The following is a 23,562-nucleotide window of genomic DNA, read 5'->3' as shown; positions in this document are numbered from 1 at the left end:
ATGTGCGCCCTTTTTCACAGGTAGCAAACATGACTCGTCAGAAAAAAACGCGCTCGGCCGGTTCTAATGGCCAGCGGCACTTACCCGCCCAGGAAATACGTAAAAGCCGGGAGCCAAAAGAAGAAACCAAGAAAAAGGGGGCTGGCCTCAAATCCGGTAGCCGCAACAACGTGGCAATAGCAAAACCGAACAGTTCCGACAATCCGGCGAATAAAGACAAGCGGATTGGTAGTAAAAAGCCGATAGAGCTGCTGCCTGTTTCATCTGTAACCATGGACATTGCGCAACCTAAAGCCAGTCTGGCAAGAGTAAAACCCGCTACGCTTAGCCCGGAGCAGGAGCTGGCACTCATTGAAAACGATACCTACTTGCAGCAATTGCTGGAGCGGGTTGAACAAAATGACATTTTGACTGGTAAAGATGCCAAGTATTTTAATGCTAAAACTAAGCGCCTGGAGCAATTGCTGCAACAACTAGGTCTGGCGGATGACGACACTCTAGCGGATGACGACACTGAAGTTGATCCACTGGCAGAGTTTGAGAGTAAAGATTGGCGTAAAGATTTACTTGGTGACGACTGATAACGAGGCTAGCCTTTGAACAACACTACACTGTTACTCGTAGGGGCCGCTGCGCTGATAGTCGCTGCGTTGGCGTTTTACGCCGGCATGTTGTTATGGCAACTACAGCAGCAAACGAAACAACGACAATTGCAGCAGCAAACGATACTGCAGCAAAAAGAAGAGAAACGTCGCTACCTGACAGAGAGTATCGTACTGATTTGCCGTGCCATGCTCGAGCAACAATGTGAGTTGTCTGAAGGTGCTTTACGGGTTTGGGTTTTGCTGGACCATCTGGCGCCCGAGCGTGAGCCAGATCCGGTCATCACTTACCCGGGATTGCACCAAATGTATCAGGTAGTAAAAGACATGCCAACCCATGAGGCGCGTAAACGCCAAAGCAAACAGCAGACATTTAATCAGGACAAATTGCGTCTGGCAGCAGAGCAGGATTTAAAAGACTTTATCTTGCTCGATGCTAAAGCGTTGTTATTGCGCTTAAAGCCGGCTTAATACAGCAGTATCAAGCCGGTAGTTCGGTTGTTACTGCAAGTAAATCTGACCGGCTTTCATTACAAAGCTTACTTTTCCCATTTGGTTCACGTCGGCCAGCGGATCGCCTGGCACGGCGATTATGTCAGCAATTTTGCCTGCTTTAATACTACCCAGCTCGTTTTCAACACCTAATAAACGGGCACCATCAATCGTGGCGCTGAGTATGGCCTCGATGATTGGCATACCTGCTTCTGTCATATAGATAAATTCGCGCCAGTTATTACCATGCTCAAATACCCCTGCGTCAGTACCAAAAGCAATTTTTACTCCGGCTTTGTAAGCTTCGGCAAAGGTTTGCTGAATTTTACTGCCAATAGTTGCAGCTTTAGGCCTTACCAGCTCAGGGAAAAAGCCAGCAATAGTGGCTTTATCCGCTGCCCACTTGCCTGCACTAATAGTCGGCACATAGTATGTGCCGTTTTTGCGCATCAGTGCCATGGTGGCCTTGTCCATGTAAGTACCGTGTTCAATTGAGGCTACGCCTGCACGTATTGCGCGCTCCATACCCTCTTTGCCATGCGCATGCACAGCGACTTTCATACCATAGTCGTTGGCAGTACTGACAATTGCAGCCAGCTCTTCGTCGGTGAATTGTGGGTTACTGCCGCTTTTGGCTACGCTCAGTACGCCGCCGGTTGCGGTGATTTTGATAACATCAGAACCTTCTTTATAGCGCTGTCGCACTGCTTTGCGGGCATCGTCGGCGCCATTAATCACGCCCTCTTTCGGACCCGGGTCGGCCATTAGTGTATAAGCCAGGCCATTTGTCGGATCAGCATGACCTCCGGTGGTGGCAATCGACTTGCCCGCTGCAAAAATACGCGGCCCGGTGATGTAGCCTTTGGCAATCGCTTTTTTTAACGCGTTACTAATTTGGTGGTTGTCACCCAACTCACGCACCGTAGTGAAACCTGACAATAAGGTTTTTTCAGCAAAGGTTGCGCCTCTAAGCGCATAGTCAGCTTCATTCATGGTAAAACCTTCACTGTATACTGTTGGACTAAACTGGGTATAAAAATGGGTGTGCATATCCATCAGGCCTGGCATTACTGTGTGTTGCCGCAAGTCTATAACGGTGTCGTCAGCTGAGGGTGCGCGAAAGCCGGCTTCTACGGCGATGATTTTGTCCTGCTCAATCACTATGGTCTGATTTGAATATACATTTTTGTTTTCAGAGGTGATGAGTTTACCGGCATGGATCAAGGTTGCGGCATCAGCTACCGCGCTGCAGCCAAGTAAAGTTAGCGTTAAAGCAATGGGCGTTTTCTTCATGTTGTTAGAGCCTTTTAATGGTAGGTCGGTTTTCAGTGTCAACATTGTAGGTTAATTCAACAACTAACATGAGACAGGCAGACGGTTTTAGCCGACCAGTGTTAAGCAACAGCAAAAGTATAGGGGAAGGCAGCACTTTTTAACTGAAAATGTTGTTGGTTGTTGCAATAAACCGGGGTAGTCAATGCAGCAAGCGCATAGTATACATTTCGGCTTAATTTAGCCTGCAGACCATGCCACAACTGAACATAGGGTAATAATTGTTGCTGAGGATCCGGTTTAAGTATCATTGGGTAAGCCGGACTAAGCATAAGTTGGTGTGCCAGATTGGTTGTTAGCAGCAGGGCCGGGCCTGCTGCTGTGTCTGTCCATAGCCAGTCAACAATCAGCAAAGGGGCGTCGGCAACACTTATACGCACTTTCTCGACCGGGGTTTGCAGAAAATACTCACCGTTTTGGCACAACAATACTGAAGCAAATAACTTAATCAACGCTGGCCGCTGGATTAGACTATGTTGATAATACCATTGCCCCTGCGCATCAATATGCAACGGTATGTCGCCACAAAATGGCGGCTCCCATTGCTCAACTGGCGCCAGTGCCGGTTGCTCTAACTGTTGTTGTAATGCGATTAAGTCCAACGGAATACTCTGCTAACGAAACAGATACTAAGTTTAGCAAAACTGAAGACCATAAAGAAAGGAAGTGGGGTGACTGATGGGGATCGAACCCACGACAACCGGAATCACAATCCGGGGCTCTACCAACTGAGCTACAGTCACCGCAGAGGCGGGCATTTTACCCAACTTTTTGCACAACTCCAAGCTTTTTACTGGCAAATGGGGGTTAACAGCTTGTAGTCTATTCTGCGGCTGTAGTGTGTTTTATGTTATTCTGCGGCCGTTTTGCATTTTTCAGCCAACAGGAGAGCGCAATGGACCAGATTATTCAGTTGTTTCATGACAATCACGAGGTTTTGTTAGGCAAGCTACTGCAATTAGTGGCAGCAATCGTTATTTTTTATGTCGGACGGATGGCAGCCAAAGCATTGTCACGCTTTTTAGAAAAAGCCTTGCTGACTAAATCGGTTGATAGGGCCGTCGTGTCCTTTATCGCCAGTATTGTCTACGCTCTGATTCTGATCGCCACTTTGTTGATGGCGCTGTCACAGGTTGGCGTACAAACTACATCCTTTATCGCTATTTTAGGTGCCGCAGGTTTGGCTGTAGGCCTCGCACTGCAGGGCTCATTGGCAAATTTCGCCTCAGGCATTTTGATTATTCTGTTCCGCCCCTTTAAATCGGGTGATTTTATCGAAGCCGGCGGTGTTACCGGTACCGTAGACAAAATAGAAATCTTTCAAACCATGATGAAAACCCCGGATAACAAGCTGGTTATTGTCCCAAATGCGCAGATTACCGGTGGGGCTATTACTAATTATTCTGCTGAGGCTATCCGGCGCGTTGATTTAGTCATCGGCATCAGTTATGACTCTGATCTGCGTAAAGCCAAGCAAATTTTGCAAGATATCCTGAAAAACGACAGTCGGGTGTTGCAAGAGCCGGCAGCCGCAGTGAACGTGGCAGCGCTGGCCGACTCATCAGTTAATTTAAATGTTAGACCCTGGGTAAACTCAGCAGACTATTGGGGAGTGTATTGGGACACATTGGAAAAAGTGAAACTGACCTTCGACGAACAGGGTATAGCTATTCCGTTTCCACAGATGGATGTTCATGTTAAGCAAGACAAGCAGGAGTAAGTATGAAAGGTTATTCAATTCTAACGCTGGCTATGTTGGTCAGTATGTCAGTGCAGGCTAATGATACCGCTGCAAGTGGTAAGGTGTGGACAACGTCCGCTGAACTTGGCGCTATTACCACCTCAGGCAATACCGTGGGCACCTCTGTTACCGGTAAAATTGATGCTAAACAAGAGCTGCAGCAGTGGAGCAACCAGTATATTTTCAGCGCTTTTTTTAAAGAAGATGAAAAAAAGGACGCTGAAGGAAATAATGTTACAGAAAAATCTGCAGAGCGTTATTTGATCTCGGCAAAAGCTGCCTATAAGTTGGAAAACGAGTTCGACAAGTTATTCGCCTTTGGCTCCTATACCGATGATGAATTTGGCGCCTATACCGAATATACCACCGTAGCAATAGGTTACGGCACCCGTTGGTATAATGTGGCAGACAAATCGCTGGATGTTGAGATAGGTCCGGGTTATTTCAGCGGCAAACGTTCCAGCGGCGAAACAGAAAATGGCCTGATTGTGCGCGGTGCTGCAGCTTTTAAGTGGACAATCAGTGAATCAGCCAGCTTCAGCCAAACATTGAGTGTTGAATACGGTGACGATAATACCCGAAGCATAGCCGAAACGGCATTACTGGCAAAAATTAACGGCTCATTACAAATGAAAGCCGCGTTCATGGTGCAGAACGACTCGGATGTCACGGCTGGCAAGAAAAGTACCGATACACAAACTTCACTTACCTTGGTCTACTCGTTCTAAATTTACTGGCGCCAGGTTAAGCATCACTCTGGCGCCAACTTTTCTTATCTGTCTGTTCAGGCTCTGTTTTTTTCGACTATGCTTGCAGCATTAGTTTAACTACTTGCACAGTGTTGTATTGGCATGACAGAGAAAAGCGAACAACAGCTTAGATTAATCATGCAGCGCCCTTGGTTTGGCGCCATATTGTATGGTGTTTTTGGCGTGCTATGGATAACCGGCAGCGATCAATTGTTGGCATGGCTTATTCAGGACCTGAACACACTGATAAAATATCAGGCTTATAAAGGTTACTTTTATATTGCCCTGACAGCGCTGCTCGCTTGGTTTCTGCTTCGACAAAAGCAATATTATGCCCAGTCGTTAGACAATACTGAGCAGCAGTTAGCGGCTACCTTTTCTAATGCCGCAGTAGGCATCGCTCATGTTGGCCTGGATGGCCGCTTTTTGCGTGTGAATGCCCAGCTATGCCAGTTATTGGGTTATAGCGAGCATCAGCTGCAAATGCTGACGTTTCGTCAAATCACACATCCTGCCGATTTAGCCGCGGATGAGCAGGCTGTGCAACAATTACTACAAGGTGAACGGCGACAATATTCCCTGGAAAAACGCTACCTCCGCCAGGATGGCAGTGTGGTCTGGGTCAGGTTGTCGGTGGCAATGGTGCAGGATGGCCCAGTGTCATATTTTATCTCGGTGGTACACGATGTCTCTGAGCAACGTCAGGTTCAGCAAAAACTCAGCCAAAGTGAATTGCGCTTTCGCACCTTGCTGGATAACGCACCGCAATTAGCGATCCAGGGTTACAAAGCTGATGGAACCACGTTTTACTGGAACAAGGCCAGCGAGCAGATATATGGTTACAGCCAGCAGGAAGCGATTGGGCAGAACTTACTGGATTTAATCATCCCCTCGTATATGCATGATGGCGTGGCGCAAGCAATGGCGAAGATGGCAGCTACCGGTCGGGCTTTGCCGTCAGAGGAGCTGGCGTTGCGGCGCAAAGATGGCTCTATAGTGCCAGTGTATTCCGGCCATGCTGTCATCAAGCTACCGGATTTGGAACCGCAAATTTTCTGTATTGATTTGGATTTAACTGAGCGTAAACAACAAGCGGCCGAACTGGCGTTTTTGGCTGATTACGACCCTGTCACCTTGTTGCCTAACCGGCATTTTTTTATGCAGCGTGTAGCTGAAGCACTGCATAAAATACCAGACAGCCAATGTGCTGTACTGCTGTTAGATCTGGATAACTTTAAAAATATTAATGACAGTTTTGGCCATAGCGCCGGTGATGAGCTATTGCGTCTGGTAAGTCAGCGCTTACAGCGTATTTGTTTGCCAGCACACACTCTTGCCCGTTTGGGCGGCGATGAATTTGCCGTGCTGGTAACTCAGTTTACTGAATTAGCGCAGTTGAATCTGCTAACCGCCCAGCTAATGCAATTATTGCAACAGCCCTGCATGTTGTCGAACAAAGTAGAAGTGATCCCGGCGGCTTCGCTTGGCGTGGCATTATGGCCAGAGCATGCCACCGATCCCGAAGGTTTGCTGCGCGCGGCGGATGCCGCTATGTACTCGGTAAAAAGTCAGGGCCGCAATAGTGTGGCATTTTATACTGCGGGTTTAACCGTGCAAGCCAGGCAGCGGGTGGTAATGGAATCGCGACTGCGCAGTGCGATAAATCTGGGGCAGTTGCATTGCGTGTATCAGCCACAGCTCGACTTAACCAGTGGCAAAATTGTCGGTGCAGAGGTGCTGTTACGCTGGCATGATGAGCAATTGGGCAACGTATCGCCGGCAGAGTTTATCCCAGTGGCAGAAAGCAGTGGTTTAATTCACCAGCTGGGGTTTTGGGTTTTGCAATCTAGCTGCCAGCAGGTTAGCCGTTGGCTTCAGGCGGGGTTGCCTGCGTTTCGTTTGGCGGTGAATGTCTCGGCACAGCAATTTGCCAAAGATACGATGCTGCAACAATTAACGCAGGTGCTGCAAGATAGCGGCTTATCGCCGCAACTACTGGAACTGGAAGTGACAGAGAGTGCGTTAATGACAGACGAAGCAAGGGTCATTGATACCATGCATCAAATTCGTGCGCTTGGCGTTCGTCTGGCTATTGACGATTTTGGTACCGGATACTCATCATTGTCTTATCTGAAGCGTTTGCCGCTGGATGTACTGAAAATAGACAAACGTTTTATTGAGCATATACCGGCAGAACAAGATGACAAACAAATCGCCAGTGCAATTATCGCGCTGGCGCATACGATGAACTTTAAAGTACTAGCCGAAGGCGTAGAAACTGCAGAGCAACTGCAATTTTTACAACAACAAGGCTGCGATTATTATCAGGGGTATTATTTTAGCAAGCCGCTGGCAGCAGATGATTTCGCAGCGCTGTTGCTGCGTACCGCCAGTGATCACTAGTTAACAATTTTAATTTGGCTATAGCCGAGCCCCTGTTGTTTTTCTACTCTTACCTGCAATGGAATACGCTGCTTTAATGCCTCAACATGGCTGATAATGCCAATCATCTTGCCACTGGCGTTCAGGTTGTCCAGTGCACTGAGCGCGGCGTCCAGTGTGTCCGCATCCAGAGTGCCAAAGCCTTCATCGAGAAATAACGAGTCAATTCGGGTCTTACTGCTAACCAGATCAGACAGTGCCAGCGCCAGGGCCAGGCTGACCAGAAAACTTTCGCCACCCGACAGGGTTTTGGTATCTCGCTGGCTGTCGGCCTGCCACGTATCTAATACCACCAGCTCCAGTTCGGCATCGAGATGTCGTGCCAGTTGGTAACGGTTGTGTAGCAGCGTCAACTGGCGGTTGGCCAGCACGATTAATTGTTGCAGTGTTAACCCCTGAGCAAAGCGGCGATATTTAGCGCCATCGGCAGAGCCAATCAGGCTGTTTAGCCGTTGCCAGTATTCATACTGTTGTTGTTGAGCGCTTACCTGCGCCAGTAACTGCTGCTGTGTGTCACGCCGCGCAGCATCACTGCTGAGTTGCTGTTGCAGCCGGCCTTGTTGCTCTGTCAGGCGCTGCACATCCTGCTCCTGCTGCTGCAATATTTCGCTCAGCTCTGCCGCCGTCAGCGGCGTGTGCTGCTGTTGCGCCAACAGCTCTAGACGTTGCTGCCAATCTGTCAGTAGTCGCTGTGCTGCCACCTCAGCTTGCTGCAAGCGTTGCTGCAGCTGCTGCAAGCTGCTCAGCTGGGTATCAGTTAACAGGGCCGCTTTAAAGTCCGTTTCGCTGGCAAAGCTGCTGCCGGCCAACGCTTGCTGCCACTGTTGCTCTGCCCGGTGCACTTGCGCAGCCAGTTGTTGTTGCTGTCGCGCTAATACCTGATGCTGCCCCTGCCATTGCTGCACGTGTTGTTGTAACTGCTGTAAGCCAGCTGTTAGCTCTGCCGGCGTTGTAGCTTCCGCGAGCGCCGCAGGTTCCGGTTGTTGCATTGCCTGCCACTGCTGTTGCCAATCGCTATATTGGTTGTTTAGTTCTGCTTGTTGCTCTTGTAAACGCTGGCTTTGCTGTTGCCCCAGTTGCAAACGATGCTGCAGTGCAGCCTGCTGCCGTTCAGTATCCTGCACTAGTTGTTTTACCTGCAACAGCTGCTGTTGTGCTTGTTCCAACTGATGAAGTTTTTGCCCGGCGTTATCGAGTTCTGTCGCCAGAGTCTGTAACGACTCTGCAACGCTGTCTGCTGTGCTACCCGGTGCTGCGCGTTCAATGTCTGTATGCAGAGCGGCCAAATCTGCACTACGCTGCGTTATTTGCTGCTGCAACTGCTGCATCTCTGTCTGCAATGCGGCGTCTGTTTTGTTTAAGTGATCACCGCGCAACCGCGTTTGCTCCAGCTCTGCCTCCCGTGCCCGTAACTCCTGCTCGGTTGTGCTGCTACTAAGCTGTTGATAAGCACTCACTGCCGGGTGTTCAGTTGCGCCGCAAAGCGGGCAAGGTTGTTGTGGCTGCAAGCGGTCACGGTGCGCAGACAACTGCATGATCAGTTGCTGCTGCTGCAGTAACTGCTTTTTGTCGCGGATTTGCTCTTGTAATACCTGATACTGCCGGCGCAACGCTGTCAGTTCTGTCTGCACCGGCTTTAGCGCCTGCTCTGCACTACTGAGTTGCTGCTTTAACACCTCACATTGTTGCTGCCATTTATGCTGTTGTTGCAACTGCTGTTGTACCTGTTGCAAGCGGTATTGCTGCTCACGCCGTTGTTGCTGTTGCTGGCGCAACAGATCAAAGGCTACACCATCTAACTGCGTCGCCAGTTGTTGCGCCGTGGCGTTAAGCTCGCTCTGTTGTGCAGTTAACACTGTCTGCTGCTGCACGTCTTGCTGCTGTTGAGTTTGCAATTGCTGCCACTGCTGCCGGTTAGCTTGCTGTAGCTGTTGCAATGACTGCGTACCCTGCCACAGCATATCAGCTTGCTGCCTGGTTGCCTGTGACAGCTGTGTTGTCAGGCTTTGCTGTTCCTGCCGGCACTGCTGCTCTTGCTGTTGCACTGCTTGCATGGTGCTGTGTAGTGGTGCCAGCTTACTGGCCGGTTGATGGGCGCTCAGTCTGGCCAGTTCAGGCTGATGTGCTGCTGTGGCGGCAACGGCCTGTTGTAGCTCTTGTTTTGCTCTTTGCTGCTCTTGTGCGGCAGCATTAAGTTGCTCACGCCACTGCAACAGTTTACGTTGCGTAGCCACAGCCTGTTGCTGTTGTGTCAATGTGGTTTTAACTTCAGCCAGCTCTACAATGAGTTTTTGTTGCTGTTCCGTGCTTAGCAGGTCTACCGCACTGGCTTTGGCCTGCAACAGTTCCAACTGGCTTTTTTGCTCGCGGCAATCATTAAATACCTGCTGCGAAATACGGCCATAAATATCGGTACCGGTTAATTCTTCCAACAGCTCTGCACGTTCGTTGGCGTCGGCATTTAGGAAAGCAGCAAACCCGCCCTGCGCCAGTAACATTGATTTAGTAAAACGGCCAAAATCCAGCCCGGTAATCTCACTTACCAGCCGCAGCTTGTCACTGGTCTTCTCCGCTAAAATAGTGCCGTCAAGCCTGGCCAGCTCGGTTTTTGCTGCCTGCAGGTTACCGTCACTCTGGCCTCTGGCCCGGCGCTGGCTCCAAAATGCCCGGTAACCGACACCGGCTACTTCAAATTCTACCTCGGCCAGACATTCACTAGTGTGGCGCGTCATCAGATCGTTGTTGGTCGGCGACGGTTTTAACCGCGGAGTCTGGTGGTAAAGCGCCAGACAAATCGCATCCAGAATAGTCGTTTTACCGGCGCCGGTCGGGCCGGTTATGGCAAACAAGGTGCTTTGACTAAACGGGGGCTGGCGAAAATCAATCAGCCACTCGCCACGCAATGAATTGAGGTTTTGCAGCCTTACCGACAATATTCTCATGTCGTCTCCTGCACTTTCGCCAGCACCTGCTGGTGCAGAGCATTCAATTGATGCAGTTGTTCATCGCTAAGGCTTTCTGTCGCCAACCTGCTATGCCATACCTGAGCCGGTGTCAGTTCTGCCAAACTTTGTTGTACTTCGGCTGTCAGGCCTGCGGCAGCAACGCTACGTTGACGGCGTAGACGCAATAACACTACCGGCAAGTCTTGTAGTAACTGCTCTACTCTTTGTTGTAAGTCAGTAAGATAAGCATCGGTTTCACTGATCACCAGCTCCAGCCACAAGGTCTCGCCAGCGGCCAGCTGTGTTATTGCCTCATTTAGCTTGGTCTGTACGTCAGCTAAACTGGTTTTTATGCTGCACAGAGGCTGAAAGCAGGGTACCGGCAGCGAGCTGACGGTCTTAGTGGTGCCGATAAACTCAAGCAACCAAATTTGCTTTTGCTGACTGGCCTCATCAAAACTCAGCGCTATTGGTGAACCGCTATAGCGTATATCTGTGTCGGCTTTTAATTTCTGACTCTGATGAATATGCCCCAGAGCGATATAGTCAGCCGCCGGAAAGGCATTGGTGGGAAAGGCGTCTAAAGTACCAATATAAATATCCCGTACCGACTCTGAAGCACTCACGCCTACTGTAGTCAGATGGCCTGTCATTATAATGGGTAACTGTAACTGCTGTTCACGGTTGTATTGCTGTGCTAAGGCATACAGTTGCTGATAATGTGTTGTTATCGCCTGTTGCAGGTTTTGTTGTTTGTCACGTGCACTTTGGCCGCCTAGACTTTGCAAAAGATCGCGCGAGCGGATAAAGGGGACGGCGCACAGCAATACGGCTGGTTGCTGGTGTTTATTCTTTAGCACCAGCAACTGCTCTGACAATTGGTCGCTGCTGTTAGCTATGACATGGGTATTTAAGTATTGCAGCAGATTTTTGCTCTCATTAAGCACTGCGGCAGCGTCATGGTTTCCTGCCAGCAACACCAGTTGGCACGCACTGCCTTGTAACTCAACAATAAACTGGTTATATAGCTCGCGGGCATAACTCGGTGGTGTGGCGGTATCAAATATATCGCCGGCAACAATAATGGCGTCAATATGCTGCGTTTTAACCTGCAAAATAAGCCAGTTTAGAAAGGCTTTGTGCTCGTCAGCACGGCTGCGGCCGATAAAATGCTGGCCCAAATGCCAGTCGGAGGTGTGCAAGATGCGCATAGTGTTAAATGTTGGTTACAACTGGATGGCTAAGCATAGCGAAATTGGGCAGCTGATAATAGCCGTCAGTGCTGACGCAACTGACGGCATAGCGTTTAAAGCTGATTACTCAGTGCTGTCAGTTGTGCGGCATCAAAGCTATAGTTCGTCAGACAGTACTCACAGCTGATTTCCAGCTTGCCCTCAGCAATATGCTCGTTAATGATGTCTTTACCCAGGCTGATAATAGCCGCACTGCATTTATCACGTGAGCAGCCACAGACGAAGCTGACCGGTTGTGGCGAAAACAACTCAACCTCTTCCTGATGAAACAAGCGATACAGCAGTTGTTCTGCACTAAGGTCAAACATTTCAGCCTTGGTTAGGGTGTCGGTTAACATTACCAGGTCAGCAAAATCTGCCTTAGCTTTGTCAGGTTCTACCGGTAATACCTGTAGCATAAAACCCGCGGCGCGGTTATGTTGCTCTGTTATGTCAGTATATAAATACAACCGGGTAGGCAATTGTTCTGATTGGGCGAAGTAGGCCTCTAACGTGCTGGTTAAACTATCGCCAGACAGCGGAATAATGCCCTGATAGCGTTCGCCCTGTTTTGGCGTTATGGTTACCAGCATGTGGCCTTCACCAATAAGGCTGCGAAAGCTGTCGCCTTGCAACTCAGATTGCATGCGCACTACGCCACGGAATTGTTGCTGATCAGTACCATTTACAGCGGCGAAGCGCACCGGGCCATCGCCCTGAATTTGCACCGCAATGTCGCCGTCAAATTTTAACGTAGCGGTAAGCAAACTGGCAGCCGCTACCAGTTCGGCCAGCAATTGCTTTACTGGCTGTGGGTAATCATGCTGCAACAACATTTGGTCAAGGCTGGTTGCTAATTGCACCAGTTCGCCGCGTACACTTCTGTGCTGAAATAGAAATCGATATAACTGATCTGTGTTCATACTGTTCTCTTGCTACTGTTGCGCTTTTAATAAAAGTAACTTACGCCGCTCTTTTTTGTCAGGTTTAGTGTCCGGATGCGGTGCAAACAGGCTATTGGTTTTGCGTAATTCAGCGCGTTTTAGCCGTTGCGTAATGCTGTCGGCTGTTTCTTCATATAACTTCTGGGCTAATGGCGCCGCCAGCCGCCTGTCAGACAAACCTAATATGATAACGATTTTTTCGTCTGAGCCTTGGCTGATACGCACAGTTGCTCCAACGTCAACCGTTTTGCTGGCTTTGCAGCGCTGGCCATTATAATGTACTTTACCGCCGTCGATCATTTCTTTCGCCATTGCGCGGGTTTTATAAAAACGACAAGCCCATAGCCATTTATCTAATCGTAACGTTGGGCTGGTAGACTGTGTAGCGGAGTTACTTTGTGACATATTTCCTGCTGCAGTAGCGAACTAAGATCGCCATTATAGAGCCAAACTAGCGGTTTTGGTTGCGTAACGTCGCTTTTTGTCGTTAATGTATTGTAAACTTGATGCCCGGCTTGTTGGCTGCTACGCAACTGGGTAAGATAATTTTATGTTGAACATAGAAGTGCCAAATGAAATCAGTACTTGATACATCTCAGCTGCTATTGCAACTGCAGCGGATACCGTTTGCCCGGCTGCAACGTGCAATAGAACTGGCCATAGTGTTATGCCTTTGCTGGTTGCTGGCAAAAGTAACCTGGCAGCTGCTGCCAGCAGCGCAAACGGATAGCCCGTTGGCGGTTGTTAGCCACACTGGCAGCGCAACTGAGCCAGCAGCGGTGAGTTTGGCAGCATTAATTGCACCTAAGCTGTTTGGCACGGCCAATGTGCAAGCTGTAAAAACCATTGAGCCGGTAGTAACAGAAGCGCCAAAAACCACACTTAACGTCAAACTGACCGGGGTAGTGGCTTTGATAAGCGATCCTGGCGCGGGTAGCGCTATTATTGAAAGCCGTGGCAGCGAAGCAACCTATGCGGTGGACGATCAGATCGACGGAACTAATGCCAGGCTGAAGCAAGTGCTGGCCGATCGGGTATTGATCCAGCAAGCCGGAAGGTTTGAAACACTGATGCTGGATGGTATTGAGTACACGAAAATTGCTCAGGCTAATGCCGGGCTGGGCCGCATTGATCAGCCAGACGCCGAAATAGACGCAGAAACCGCGCCGGTACCTGAACCAATGGAAATGCGGCCACTACAAGCCAGCGAAGAACTTGACGCCCGGCGTGACGAGCTAATCGCCGAGCCGATGAAGTTTTTTGATTATATTCGGGTGTCGCCGCAGCGTAGCAACGGCCAGCTAAGTGGCTACCGACTAATGCCGGGCAAAGACCCGAGCTTATTTGCCCAACTTGGGTTACAACCGAATGATCTGGCGGTTGAAATTAATGGTATCGCCTTAAATGATATGCAGCAGGCCATGAACGTAATTAACGAATTGCGTGATGCCAAAGAGGCGGCAATTAAAATAGAACGGGATGGCGAGATCAGGGATATTCTGATTACGCTGTCACAATAATTATTACAACGAATTGGTTATATATTAATGAAATCAGGGCAAGTTAATTTATTTTCCCGCCGCTCGCTGGCCAGTTTACTGGTTGCCGCTGCGCTTACTGTCAGCGTTGCTATTCCGGTTGCACCTGTTGCAGCACAGGAAGAGGTAATGTATTCGCCAAACTTTAAAGGTACCGACATTAATGAGTTTATTAATATCGTTGGTATGAACCTGCAAAAAACCATTATTGTCGATCCGCAGGTGCGTGGTCGCATTAATGTGCGCAGCTACGAGATGCTTAACGCCGAGCAATACTATCAGTTTTTTCTCAACGTGCTGGAAGTGTATAGCTTTGCCGTAGTCGAAATGGACAACGGCATTTTAAAAGTGGTGCGCAACAAAGATGCTAAAACCAGCAACATACCGGTAGTCAGCGATGAGAACCCTGGCCAGGGTGATGAAATGGTGACCCGGGTAGTGCAGGTGCGTAATGTGTCGGTTCGCGAATTATCACCTTTGTTACGCCAGTTTAGTAATCAGGCCGGTGGCGGCCATGTTGTGCACTATGACCAGTCCAACGTGATTATGATGACCGGCCCTGCTGCCGTAGTAAACCGGCTGGTTGATATTATTCAGCGCGTAGACAAAGCCGGCGATCAGGAGCTGGAAATTGTTAAGCTGCAATATGCTTCGGCGCCTGAGATCGTGCGTATTTTAGAAAGCATATATAAAACCCAGGGCCGTGGTGAACAGCCAGATTTTCTGATCCCGAAAATTGTTGCTGACGAGCGCACTAACAGCGTTATTGTCAGCGGTGAATTGCAAGCACGGCAACGCGCAATTGAACTGGCAAAGCGGCTAGATTCAGAGCTGCAAACCAGCGGCAATACCCGGGTGTTTTATTTAAAGTACGCTAAAGCCGAAGAGCTGGTGCCAGTATTAAAGGGAGTTAGTGATTCTATTGTGGCTGAAGTGCAGGGGAGTGCGGCTACCGGGCAGGCTGCGCGTGGTGCTGCCAATCAGGGCCGGGCTATTAGCATTGAAGCGCACGCCGATAGCAACTCACTGGTGATCACCGCTCAGCCGGATATGATGCGTTCACTGGAAGAAGTGCTACGCCAGCTCGATATCCGCCGTGCCCAGGTGTTGGTCGAGGCCATTATTGTCGAAGTATTTGAAGGTGATGGTACTGATTTCGGCGTGCAATGGTTAAATGCAAATGGCGGAGGTACCAATTTCTCCGGGGGTAACTCTATCCCTATTATTGATGTAGCCGCTGGTGCTGCAGTGGCTTCGCAAATAACTCGTGGTACTTCTACTTCAGCCAGAGATCCGGCAACCGGAGAGCTTATCACTACTACTACGCCAGATAGCAATCGGAATTACGATTTGTTAGCTACTGCGCTAAGAGGCTTAAATGGCGCCATGTTGGGTTTTTATAGCGGCGACTGGGCTGCTATTTTACAAGCCGTGCGCACCAGCACTAACTCCAATGTGCTTGCCACGCCGCATATTACTACCATGGATAACCAGGAAGCGTTTTTCCTGGTGGGCCAGGAAGTGCCGGTGATTACCGGCTCTACTACCGGTGCCAATAATACCAACCCGTTCCAACAGGTACAGCGCCAGGAAGTGGGTATTAAGCTAAAAGTGACACCGCAAATTAACGAAGGCGATGCGGTGCAATTAACCATTGAGCAGGAAGTATCCAGCATTGGCGGCGCTACTGCAGTGGATATCACCATTAACAAGCGCGAAATTAAAACCACGGTGATGGCCGATGACGGCGCTACTGTGGTGCTGGGCGGCCTTATAGATGAAGACGTGCAGGAAAGCGAGTCTAAGGTACCGCTGCTTGGCGACATTCCTGTTCTGGGGCATTTGTTTAAATCAACCAGTGTAACTAAACGCAAGCGTAATCTGATGGTGTTTATCAAAGCGACCATAGTGCGCGAAGGGTCGGCTATCTCCGGTATATCGAAAACCAAATACAACTTTATCCGCGCCGAACAGTTAAAGCGCGAAGAAGAGGGTATTCGCTTAATGCCGAATACCAAACAGGTGGTAATGCCAGAGTGGGATGACTCCTTAACTCTGCCGCCAACTTTTGATGAGTATATCAATAAGCAACCGGTTGCCGATGCTGCTAAATCAGGGAAGCAGGACTGATGGACGTGCTGGAAACCGAACAGGTAAAACCGGCCAGCCATCGCATTCGCCTGCCGTTTGGCTTTGCTAAGCGCCATGGCGTTTTGCTGCAGCAGCAAGCACAAGGCTGGCAATTGTATATTCATGCCGCTACAGCCCCGGCTGCGGTACTGGAAGTACGACGCATGCTGGCCGAGCCATTTCAGATCACGAGGTTGTCGGCGCTGGAGTTTGAAGCCCTGCTTGAAGCCTGCTACCAGCGCGATTCCAGTGAAGCGCAGCAACTGATGGAAGATATTGGCAACGAGGTTAATTTAGCCTCACTGGCTGACGATATTCAGGAAAGCGAAGACTTACTGGAAAATGAAGATGATGCGCCCATTATCAAGCTGATTAACGCCATGCTGGGCGAGGCGATTAAGCTTGGCGCCTCAGATATTCATGTTGAAACCTTTGAAAAAGCACTGATAGTGCGGTTTAGGGTTGACGGTATTTTGCGCGAAGTATTACGGCCAAACCGGCGTTTATCCAGCTTGCTGGTGTCGCGTATTAAGGTAATGGCCAAGCTGGATATTGCCGAAAAACGTGTACCGCAAGATGGCCGTATCAGCCTGCGCATTGCCGGGCGCGCGGTAGATGTGCGTGTATCTACCATGCCGTCGAGCCATGGCGAGCGGGTAGTGCTGCGTTTGCTGGACAAAAACAACTCGCATCTTAACCTGGCCGACCTGGGCATGACGTTATCGGTACAGCAGGCATTTTCACAGCTTATTTTAAAGCCGCACGGCATTATTCTGGTAACCGGCCCTACCGGCTCGGGTAAAAGTACCACCCTGTATGCCGGTTTAACCGAAATAAACACTAAAGACCGTAATATTCTCACTGTAGAAGATCCAATTGAATATGAGCTGGAAGGCATCGGCCAAACCCAGGTTAATACCAAGGTAAACATGACGTTTGCCCGTGGCCTGCGTGCCATTTTGCGCCAGGACCCGGATGTGGTGATGGTGGGTGAAATCCGCGATCTGGAAACTGCACAAATAGCAGTGCAAGCCAGTTTAACCGGTCATTTGGTGCTATCAACACTGCACACCAATACAGCGTCAGGCGCGATAACCCGGCTGGAAGACATGGGGGTAGAAGCCTTTTTGCTGTCATCCAGCTTACTTGGCGTGTTGGCGCAGCGTCTGGTGCGTACCTTATGCCCGCATTGTAAAGCGGCGCATGAACCCGACAAAGAAGAGCGCAACTTGCTTGGCGTCAGTAAAAAAGACGATGTGGTTATATACCGGGCCAACGGCTGTGAACACTGTAATAATACCGGTTACCGTGGCCGTACCGGTATTCATGAATTGCTGCTGGTAGACGAACATATTCGTGAGCTTATCCACAATGGTAAGGGTGAGCAGGCGATTGAAAAATATGTACGCCAGCACAGCCCCAGTATTCGCGCCGACGGTTTTAGTAAGGTACTAAGCGGTGAAACCACCCTGGAAGAAGTGCTGCGTGTAACACGTGAGGATGTGTAATGGCAGCCTTTGAATACCAGGCACTGGATGCACGCGGTAAAACGGCAAAAGGCGTACTGGAAGCCGACAATGCCCGTCATGCCCGCGCCTTGTTGCGAGAGCAGAAACTTGCACCGGTAAGTGTCACGCTGGCGTCACAACAGGAAAAACTGCTGGCCAGCGGCAAACAATGGTTTAAACGTAAAATTTCTGCCGCCGAGCTGGCGTTGCTTACCCGGCAACTGGCTACCTTAGTTGAAGCCGCACTGCCAATAGAAAGCGCTTTATTGGCGGTGGCTGAGCAATGCGACAAGCCGCGACTGAAAAACATGATGATGACAGTGCGCTCTAAGGTAGTTGAAGGCTACAGCCTGGCTGAAGGTCTGGCAGAATTTCCGCATGTGTTTGATCATTTGTTTCGCTCGATGGTGGCGGCAGGGGAAAAATCCGGTCATCTGGATCAGGTATTAAACCGGCTGGCGGATTACACCGAACAGCGCCAGCACATGCGTAACCAAATTCTGATGGCGTCGATTTATCCGGTGGTGATGGTGGTGGTGGCACTGGCTATTATTGGTATTTTACTGTCGTTTGTAGTGCCGAAAATCACCGAGCAGTTTGAATATATGGGCCAGCAACTACCGGCGTTAACCCGCTTTATGATTGGCGCCAGTGAATTTGTGCAAAGCTATGGTTTATGGCTGGTACTGGCTATAGTGCTGGCGGTGTCACTGTGGCAACATTTACTAAAACGCCCGGCGGTGCGCTTGAGCTACGACCGGCGTTTACTGCGTTTTGGTATTATCGGCCGTATTGTCTCCAGCATAAACACTGCGCGCTTTGCCCGAACCTTAAGTATTCTTAATGCCAGTGGCGTACCGCTGTTGGAAGCTATGCGTATCAGTGCGGATGTCTTGTCTAACAGCCATATGAAGCAAAGCGTAGCAGAGGCGGCGGCCCGGGTGCGGGAAGGTACGTCGTTGCGCACCGCGTTAGAGCAAACCAAGTTATTTCCGCCGATGATGTTGCATATGATCGCCAGCGGTGAGAAGAGTGGCCAGCTTGACGGCATGCTGGAGCGTGCTGCCAATACGCTGGACCGTGAATTTGAAATGACTATGACGGTATCACTGGAAATTTTTAAACCGGTGATCGTGATTATTTTAGCGATAATAGTGTTTTTGATTGTGCTGTCTATTTTGCTGCCAATCTTGCAACTGAATAATATGATAGGAAGATAAAATGAAAAAAAATGCCGGTTTTACGCTGTTAGAAGTAATGGTGGTTATTGTTATTCTGGGCATCATTGCCAGCATGGTTGTGCCTAATTTGTTAGAAAACAAAGAAGCGGCAGATCAGCAAAAAGCCATGGTAGATATTCAGCAACTGGAAGCGGCGCTCGACATGTATAAACTACGCAACGGCTTTTATCCAGTTACCGAGCAGGGTTTACAGGCGCTGGTGGTAGCGCCAACATCGCAGCCTACACCGCGGGTGTTTCCGGATGGCGGTTTTATTAAGCGTTTACCCAAAGACCCATGGGGCGAAGATTACATTATGGTAAGCCCGGGGCAGCTGGGTAAGATTGATTTGTTTAGCAAGGGACCAGACCGTACTGAAGGTACCGACGATGATATCGGTAACTGGGCTGATAGCGAAGAGAATAACCGTTAAGGTAGATGATGCAAACCCGCCCGGCAGTAAACGCAGGTTTTACCCTTTTGGAACTGATGCTGGTGATCCTGCTTATCGGTTTGTTGGCGACCATGGTAACACTGAATTTCAGTGGTGAATCACGGCACGAAAAGCTAACCAATGAAGCGGAGCGCTTTCAGCAAGTCACGCAGTATGTTGCCGAAACGGCTCAGTTGAAACAGCAGGAGTGGGGTTTGTATGTGCAGGGCGATCGCTATGGCTTTTTATATTACGATAATGACAGTGCTAAATGGCTGGAAGCAGAAGAGCCTGAAGGCTTGCGTCAGCGCAAGGTGGCGCAAGATATCAGCATAACACTGGAGTTAGACGGGTTGGAAGCTGCCGAGGGCAACTTGTTATCGCAACTGGAATGGCAGCTTGACGACGATGAACAGCAAACCGAAGAACAGCAAGACATCCCTGTATTGCCGCAGGTGTTTATTTTGTCATCCGGTGAGATTAGCCCGTTTAAACTGGTGTTTGCCGAACAATCAGAACTGAGTGCGCTGTACAGCGCCGTTAGTACCGACTTTAGCATTCCGCTTCAGCGCAGTGAAGTGTCGGCAGAGCAGCCATGAGAAATCGCGGTTTTACCTTGCTGGAACTGTTGGTAGCTATGGCCATTTTTGCTACAGCCGGTATTGCTATTATGCAGGTAAGTTCAGCCCATGTTCGTAATCTGGCACAACTGGATGAGCTGACCATAGCCCGCTACATTGCGGATAACCAGATGCAACTGGCGATGTTGGATAAAGACTGGCCCGGTAAAGATAAGCAGCAAGGTGAGCTGGAAATGGCCAATCGTAAATGGCTGTGGCAGCAACAGCGTATTAAAGTACCGGATGAAGACCTGAGACAGGTACAAATTAGCGTTAGTCTGGCAGAGTCGCCACAGCAGGTGATTTTTGAGCTGAACAGTTACAAGGGGAAACCCAGTGCGTAACGCGCTCGCTATGCGACAGTGTCACGGTTTTACCTTTATTGAGATGCTGATGGCTGTGGCTATTTTTGCTTTGGTGGGGCTGGCGTCAGTCGCAGTATTGCAAACGGTAAGCCGCACAGATGAGTTGTCGCGCGACAGCAACCACCGCTTAACACAGTTGCAGCACAGCATGCTGATGTTAGAGCGCGATTTTATGCAAATCAGTGTGCGCCATGTCAGGTTGGATGGTGAGGCGGCGCAAAAGAACCGTTTATTTGGTGAAAAATTTTTACTTGAAAGTGAAGATCATGGTGTTAGCTTCAGCCGCCAGGGCTGGCGCAATCCTGGCATGATTTTACCGCGTAGCGAAATTCAGACTGTGGCTTATCGGTTGCAGGATGGCACTTTGCAGCGCTTGTTCACCCTTTACCCCGATGCGGTAACCGGCACCGAACCAAAAGTGCAGTTGTTGTTAGACGGCTTAAGTGGGTTCGAGCTGCACTACCTGCAAGGTGAAGAGTGGTTGGAACGTTGGCAGGATTCAAATTTCCCCGCGGCTGTGCGCATAACGCTGACTGATGAACAGCTGGGAAAGTTGGAACGCATACTGCTTTTGCCTGATGCAGTAACGGCTGAAGCTGCAAGCGGAGGTCGTAACTGATGCGCAATGCCGGTTCACAGCGCGGTGTGGCATTGCTCGCCGTATTGATGATCATTTCTATTGTGGTGGTTATCGCGGTAGACATGACAGGCCGCTTACAACTGCAGTTGCAGCGTCAGCAAAACCTGCAGCAACAACAGCAAGCTTTTTGGTATGCCATGGCCGGTGAGCAGTTTAGCCGGGCGTTGTTAGCCCGCACTCTGGCTGGCCAGGAAACGGTAAATCTATCGCAGGATTGGGCGCAGCAGGGGGCCAGTTTTCCGGTTGATAATGGCGATATAGCTGGCGAAATTACCGATTTACGCAGCTGCTTTAATTTAAACGCATTGCAAAATGTTACACCGGCAGGTGGCGGCCGGGTTGAACAAACTGCAGCACAAAAGGCGTTTACCCGCTTGTTGGAATTAACCGCCGTTGAGTTATCATTGCCTGCAGAGTATCTGACGGCACGGATAGCAGATTGGCTGGATGAAGACAGCTTACTCAACACGGCAGGCAGTGCTGAAGATGATGACTACGCGGCGTTACGTTTTCCGTATTACAGCGCTAATAGCCTAATGGCCAGTGTGTCTGAGCTTAGGGTTATACTGGATGTATCACCGGCTGATTATCAGGCGCTGCTGCCTTACGTATGCGTAGTGCCGGAAGACAACCGCTTGCTGTTGAACGTTAATACACTGACAGCGGATAACGCGGTATTGCTGGCTGCACTGATCCCGGAGTTAACCGCACAGGCTGCTGTCGACCTGATTGCTGATCGGCCCGAGCAAGGGTTTGCTAACTTAGATGAGTTATTCGCCAGCACACAGCTAAGTACGATACCAGTACCGGATGAGGCAAAAACAATGCTTACAGTAAAATCAGACAGTTTTCAGCTGGTTGCAACAGCAGGTTATCTGGACAGTGGTTTTGTTTTAACCTCAATACTGAAAATAAACGAGAATAATCAAGTCAGGGTATTGGCCCGGCGATTTGGAGGCCAGGGGTGAGTGAACAGTTAGTTATCCGGTTGGGCAGTCTGCCACAGCAAAGTATTAGCTGGTTGGTATGGTCGGCACAACAGGACGTGATCGCCAGCGGCGAGCTGGCCAGCGCTGATGAGCTGCCAAAGTTAGCGCAACGGCTGGGGCAGCGCCCGGTAATCGCTTTGGTGCCAGCGTCAGATGTGCAGTTAAAACAAGTTGCGCTGCCGGCAAAACCGAACCGCCAGTTAATGCAGGCACTGCCCTATATGTTAGAAGAAGAGCAGGCTGAAGATATTGAACAATTGTTTTTGGCTATTGGTGCTACTGAGCAACATGACGGTCAGTACAGTCAGCAGGTAGCCGTTTGCCAGCGTGACAAGCTGCAACAATGGCTTGATGCGCTGCAGCAGGCTGGTTTTAGTGTCAGCCGCATGCTGCCCGACGCCCTGTTACTGCCCGAGCAGCAACTGCCAGCGTGTATTCAGCTGCATGAACAGTGGTTGCTAAAGCAAAGCCGTTGGCAGGTCGCTGCAGTAGATCTAAGTTGGTGGGGCGACTATCTGCAATTGGCAGCCTTGCCTGTACTGCACAGTTACAGCCCCTGGCCAGCTGAATTACAACAGCCGCATCAGCTGGCACAGCCAGAACTGCCACTGGCGCTGTTAGCCAGCCAATTGGATAAAACCAGCTTTAACCTATTGCAGGGTGAATATAAACCTAAGCGGCAACGCTCTGGTAAATTTGATAAATGGCGTACCAGCGCACTGCTGTTGTCTTGTACGCTGCTGGTGTATTTGTTGTCTATAGCGCTGACTAACTGGCAGTTACAACGTGAAGTTCAGGCCATACAACAGCAAACTCAGGCCTTGTACCAGCAAATGTTCCCCGGTGAGCGTGTGGTAAATCTTAATCGTCAGTTGCAGCAAAAACTGGCGATAAGCGGCGGTGAAGCTGAGCAGGGTTTTCTAACTTTACTACATAGCTTGCAGCAGCAGTTAGCCGCGGTGCCAGATATCAAGCTGGAAAATCTGCGCTTTGATGGAAAGCGCAATGAATTGCGCTTTCAGGCCAAGGGCGATAATTTTCAGAGTTTTGAGAAACTAAAATCCGCACTTGAGCGAGCAGGTTTCAGTGTAGAACAAGGCGCGCTGAGTAATGATGGTGGCAAGGTACAGGGAAGTGTCGCAATGCGGGGTAAAGCATGAAGCAACTACAGCAACACGTTATAAACTGGTGGCTGGGCTTGCAACAACGTGAGCAACGGCTGGTAGTGGCCGCCGTGGTTGTATTACTGATTGGTGCGTTTTACTGGCTGCTGTGGCAGCCGTTACATCAGGGCAAGGACGAGCAGCAACAACGGCTCCTGGCGGCAGAACGTCAACTGGAACAACTGCAGCGTTTGGCTCCGCAGCTAACGCAAAACGCTAAAGTTAGCCGCAGTGATGGTAGTGTGGCTCAAATCATCACTAACAGCGCGCGCAGCAACAGTATTCGGGTAAGCAGAATGCAGCCACAAAATAACCAGTTAACACTGGTGCTGGAAGATGTGAGCTTTGACGCCTTACTTACCTGGTTGCATGCACTGCAATTTCAACATGGGGTAAAGTTAGTGAATTTAGACCTGGCGATAGCGGATGCGCCCGGTCTGGTGCGGGTGCGCCGTATGGTTGTGGAGTAAGCAGGCA

The 23,562-nt window shown here is 49.8% G+C and carries 22 protein-coding genes and 1 tRNA gene; 16 read left to right on the top strand and 7 right to left on the bottom strand.

What is annotated here, in order from left to right; genetic code table 11:
• The first annotated feature begins 29 nt into the window (after positions 1-29).
• Together yihI and ACYVIC_RS13970 are read left to right on the top strand one after the other, a co-directional pair.
• Positions 30-581 carry a Der GTPase-activating protein YihI gene (gene yihI, locus ACYVIC_RS13975; RefSeq protein WP_460860905.1) on the top strand — a complete coding sequence of 184 codons (552 nt, stop codon included), beginning with the start codon at positions 30-32 and terminating at the stop codon, positions 579-581.
• Positions 582-596: 15 nt separating this feature from the next.
• Entirely contained in the window at positions 597-1,073 is a 477-nt protein-coding gene (locus ACYVIC_RS13970; RefSeq protein ID WP_460860903.1) for a DUF2489 domain-containing protein, read from the top strand.
• A gap of 30 nt (positions 1,074-1,103) precedes the next feature.
• Here the strand turns inward: ACYVIC_RS13970 and ACYVIC_RS13965 are convergent, their stop codons facing one another.
• From ACYVIC_RS13965 to ACYVIC_RS13955, 3 genes are all read right to left on the bottom strand, one after another.
• Complete coding sequence (locus tag ACYVIC_RS13965) at positions 1,104-2,387, bottom strand: metal-dependent hydrolase family protein (RefSeq protein ID WP_460860901.1); 1,284 nt, start codon at positions 2,385-2,387, stop codon at positions 1,104-1,106.
• Positions 2,388-2,488: 101 nt separating this feature from the next.
• Positions 2,489-3,028: a DUF1285 domain-containing protein gene (locus tag ACYVIC_RS13960; protein WP_460860899.1), complete on the bottom strand. Its 540-nt coding sequence runs from the start codon at positions 3,026-3,028 to the stop codon at positions 2,489-2,491.
• Between the two features lie 65 nt (positions 3,029-3,093).
• Positions 3,094-3,169 (bottom strand) — tRNA-His (locus ACYVIC_RS13955).
• Positions 3,170-3,321: 152 nt separating this feature from the next.
• Between ACYVIC_RS13955 and ACYVIC_RS13950 the strand changes: the two genes are divergently transcribed.
• The 3 genes from ACYVIC_RS13950 (at position 3,322) to ACYVIC_RS13940 (ending at position 7,319) form a co-directional block, all read left to right on the top strand.
• A complete protein-coding gene (locus ACYVIC_RS13950; protein ID WP_460860896.1) occupies positions 3,322-4,146 on the top strand; it encodes a mechanosensitive ion channel family protein in 825 nt (274 codons plus the stop codon).
• 2 nt (positions 4,147-4,148) lie between these two features.
• A complete protein-coding gene (locus ACYVIC_RS13945; RefSeq protein ID WP_460860894.1) occupies positions 4,149-4,895 on the top strand; it encodes a DUF481 domain-containing protein in 747 nt (248 codons plus the stop codon).
• A gap of 123 nt (positions 4,896-5,018) precedes the next feature.
• A complete protein-coding gene (locus tag ACYVIC_RS13940; RefSeq protein ID WP_460860892.1) occupies positions 5,019-7,319 on the top strand; it encodes a putative bifunctional diguanylate cyclase/phosphodiesterase in 2,301 nt (766 codons plus the stop codon).
• On the opposite strand, the gene sbcC is transcribed toward ACYVIC_RS13940, so the two are convergent.
• The 4 genes from sbcC to hslR form a co-directional block, all read right to left on the bottom strand.
• On the bottom strand, positions 7,316-10,300 hold the full coding sequence (gene sbcC / locus ACYVIC_RS13935; protein ID WP_460860890.1) for an exonuclease subunit SbcC: 2,985 nt from the start codon (positions 10,298-10,300) through the stop codon (positions 7,316-7,318). The genes ACYVIC_RS13940 and sbcC overlap by 4 nt on opposite strands.
• On the bottom strand, positions 10,297-11,514 hold the full coding sequence (sbcD, locus tag ACYVIC_RS13930) for an exonuclease subunit SbcD (protein WP_460860888.1): 1,218 nt from the start codon (positions 11,512-11,514) through the stop codon (positions 10,297-10,299). Before sbcD ends, sbcC begins: the two co-directional genes overlap by 4 nt.
• A 95-nt stretch (positions 11,515-11,609) precedes the next feature.
• A complete protein-coding gene (hslO, locus tag ACYVIC_RS13925) occupies positions 11,610-12,458 on the bottom strand; it encodes an Hsp33 family molecular chaperone HslO (RefSeq protein WP_460860885.1) in 849 nt (282 codons plus the stop codon).
• Between the two features lie 12 nt (positions 12,459-12,470).
• The gene (gene hslR, locus ACYVIC_RS13920) at positions 12,471-12,884 is read right to left on the bottom strand and encodes a ribosome-associated heat shock protein Hsp15 (protein WP_460860883.1); all 414 of its coding nucleotides are present in this window, start codon (positions 12,882-12,884) and stop codon (positions 12,471-12,473) included.
• Between the two features lie 167 nt (positions 12,885-13,051).
• Between hslR and gspC the strand changes: the two genes are divergently transcribed.
• From gspC to gspM, 11 genes are read left to right on the top strand one after another with little or no spacing between them, the layout of a single operon-like run.
• Entirely contained in the window at positions 13,052-13,999 is a 948-nt protein-coding gene (gene gspC, locus ACYVIC_RS13915) for a type II secretion system protein GspC (RefSeq protein ID WP_460860882.1), read from the top strand.
• Between the two features lie 27 nt (positions 14,000-14,026).
• Complete coding sequence (gene gspD, locus ACYVIC_RS13910; protein WP_460860880.1) at positions 14,027-16,147, top strand: type II secretion system secretin GspD; 2,121 nt, start codon at positions 14,027-14,029, stop codon at positions 16,145-16,147.
• The gene (gene gspE / locus ACYVIC_RS13905) at positions 16,147-17,655 is read left to right on the top strand and encodes a type II secretion system ATPase GspE (protein ID WP_460860878.1); all 1,509 of its coding nucleotides are present in this window, start codon (positions 16,147-16,149) and stop codon (positions 17,653-17,655) included. The genes gspD and gspE overlap by 1 nt, the downstream gene beginning before the upstream one ends.
• Positions 17,655-18,875 (top strand): type II secretion system inner membrane protein GspF, encoded by a 1,221-nt coding sequence (gspF, locus tag ACYVIC_RS13900; protein ID WP_460860876.1) that lies wholly within the window; start codon positions 17,655-17,657, stop codon positions 18,873-18,875. Before gspE ends, gspF begins: the two co-directional genes overlap by 1 nt.
• Position 18,876: 1 nt before the next feature.
• The gene (gene gspG, locus ACYVIC_RS13895) at positions 18,877-19,308 is read left to right on the top strand and encodes a type II secretion system major pseudopilin GspG (protein ID WP_460860874.1); all 432 of its coding nucleotides are present in this window, start codon (positions 18,877-18,879) and stop codon (positions 19,306-19,308) included.
• A 5-nt stretch (positions 19,309-19,313) separates the two neighbouring features.
• A complete protein-coding gene (gspH, locus tag ACYVIC_RS13890) occupies positions 19,314-19,907 on the top strand; it encodes a type II secretion system minor pseudopilin GspH (RefSeq protein ID WP_460860872.1) in 594 nt (197 codons plus the stop codon).
• Positions 19,904-20,272: a type II secretion system minor pseudopilin GspI gene (gene gspI / locus ACYVIC_RS13885; protein WP_460860870.1), complete on the top strand. Its 369-nt coding sequence runs from the start codon at positions 19,904-19,906 to the stop codon at positions 20,270-20,272. Before gspH ends, gspI begins: the two co-directional genes overlap by 4 nt.
• Positions 20,265-20,912: a type II secretion system minor pseudopilin GspJ gene (gene gspJ, locus ACYVIC_RS13880; protein ID WP_460860869.1), complete on the top strand. Its 648-nt coding sequence runs from the start codon at positions 20,265-20,267 to the stop codon at positions 20,910-20,912. Before gspI ends, gspJ begins: the two co-directional genes overlap by 8 nt.
• The gene (gene gspK / locus ACYVIC_RS13875) at positions 20,912-21,901 is read left to right on the top strand and encodes a type II secretion system minor pseudopilin GspK (protein WP_460860867.1); all 990 of its coding nucleotides are present in this window, start codon (positions 20,912-20,914) and stop codon (positions 21,899-21,901) included. Before gspJ ends, gspK begins: the two co-directional genes overlap by 1 nt.
• Positions 21,898-23,082 carry a type II secretion system protein GspL gene (gspL, locus tag ACYVIC_RS13870; RefSeq protein ID WP_460860865.1) on the top strand — a complete coding sequence of 395 codons (1,185 nt, stop codon included), beginning with the start codon at positions 21,898-21,900 and terminating at the stop codon, positions 23,080-23,082. Before gspK ends, gspL begins: the two co-directional genes overlap by 4 nt.
• Positions 23,079-23,555 carry a type II secretion system protein GspM gene (gene gspM, locus ACYVIC_RS13865; protein WP_460860864.1) on the top strand — a complete coding sequence of 159 codons (477 nt, stop codon included), beginning with the start codon at positions 23,079-23,081 and terminating at the stop codon, positions 23,553-23,555. The genes gspL and gspM overlap by 4 nt, the downstream gene beginning before the upstream one ends.
• The last annotated feature ends 7 nt before the right edge of the window (positions 23,556-23,562 follow it).

This window comes from Rheinheimera gaetbuli (assembly GCF_054781935.1).
Note: the sequence above shows the minus strand (reverse complement) of the source record. Positions and strands in the feature narration are given on the sequence as shown.

Bases quoted from the DNA above. Each gene is read 5' to 3' on its own strand.
- ACYVIC_RS13940 (WP_460860892.1), top strand. From the start codon at position 5,019: ATGACAGAGAAAAGCGAACAACAGCTTAGATTAATCATGCAGCGCCCT.
- hslO (WP_460860885.1), bottom strand. From the start codon at position 12,458: ATGAACACAGATCAGTTATATCGATTTCTATTTCAGCACAGAAGTGTA.
- ACYVIC_RS13965 (WP_460860901.1), bottom strand. From the start codon at position 2,387: ATGAAGAAAACGCCCATTGCTTTAACGCTAACTTTACTTGGCTGCAGC.
- yihI (WP_460860905.1), top strand. From the start codon at position 30: ATGACTCGTCAGAAAAAAACGCGCTCGGCCGGTTCTAATGGCCAGCGG.
- gspC (WP_460860882.1), top strand. From the start codon at position 13,052: ATGAAATCAGTACTTGATACATCTCAGCTGCTATTGCAACTGCAGCGG.
- gspE (WP_460860878.1), top strand. From the start codon at position 16,147: ATGGACGTGCTGGAAACCGAACAGGTAAAACCGGCCAGCCATCGCATT.
- gspG (WP_460860874.1), top strand. From the start codon at position 18,877: ATGAAAAAAAATGCCGGTTTTACGCTGTTAGAAGTAATGGTGGTTATT.
- gspM (WP_460860864.1), top strand. From the start codon at position 23,079: ATGAAGCAACTACAGCAACACGTTATAAACTGGTGGCTGGGCTTGCAA.
- hslR (WP_460860883.1), bottom strand. From the start codon at position 12,884: ATGTCACAAAGTAACTCCGCTACACAGTCTACCAGCCCAACGTTACGA.
- ACYVIC_RS13945 (WP_460860894.1), top strand. From the start codon at position 4,149: ATGAAAGGTTATTCAATTCTAACGCTGGCTATGTTGGTCAGTATGTCA.
- sbcD (WP_460860888.1), bottom strand. From the start codon at position 11,514: ATGCGCATCTTGCACACCTCCGACTGGCATTTGGGCCAGCATTTTATC.
- gspK (WP_460860867.1), top strand. From the start codon at position 20,912: ATGCGCAATGCCGGTTCACAGCGCGGTGTGGCATTGCTCGCCGTATTG.
- gspI (WP_460860870.1), top strand. From the start codon at position 19,904: ATGAGAAATCGCGGTTTTACCTTGCTGGAACTGTTGGTAGCTATGGCC.
- ACYVIC_RS13950 (WP_460860896.1), top strand. From the start codon at position 3,322: ATGGACCAGATTATTCAGTTGTTTCATGACAATCACGAGGTTTTGTTA.
- gspD (WP_460860880.1), top strand. From the start codon at position 14,027: ATGAAATCAGGGCAAGTTAATTTATTTTCCCGCCGCTCGCTGGCCAGT.
- gspH (WP_460860872.1), top strand. From the start codon at position 19,314: ATGATGCAAACCCGCCCGGCAGTAAACGCAGGTTTTACCCTTTTGGAA.
- gspF (WP_460860876.1), top strand. From the start codon at position 17,655: ATGGCAGCCTTTGAATACCAGGCACTGGATGCACGCGGTAAAACGGCA.
- sbcC (WP_460860890.1), bottom strand. From the start codon at position 10,300: ATGAGAATATTGTCGGTAAGGCTGCAAAACCTCAATTCATTGCGTGGC.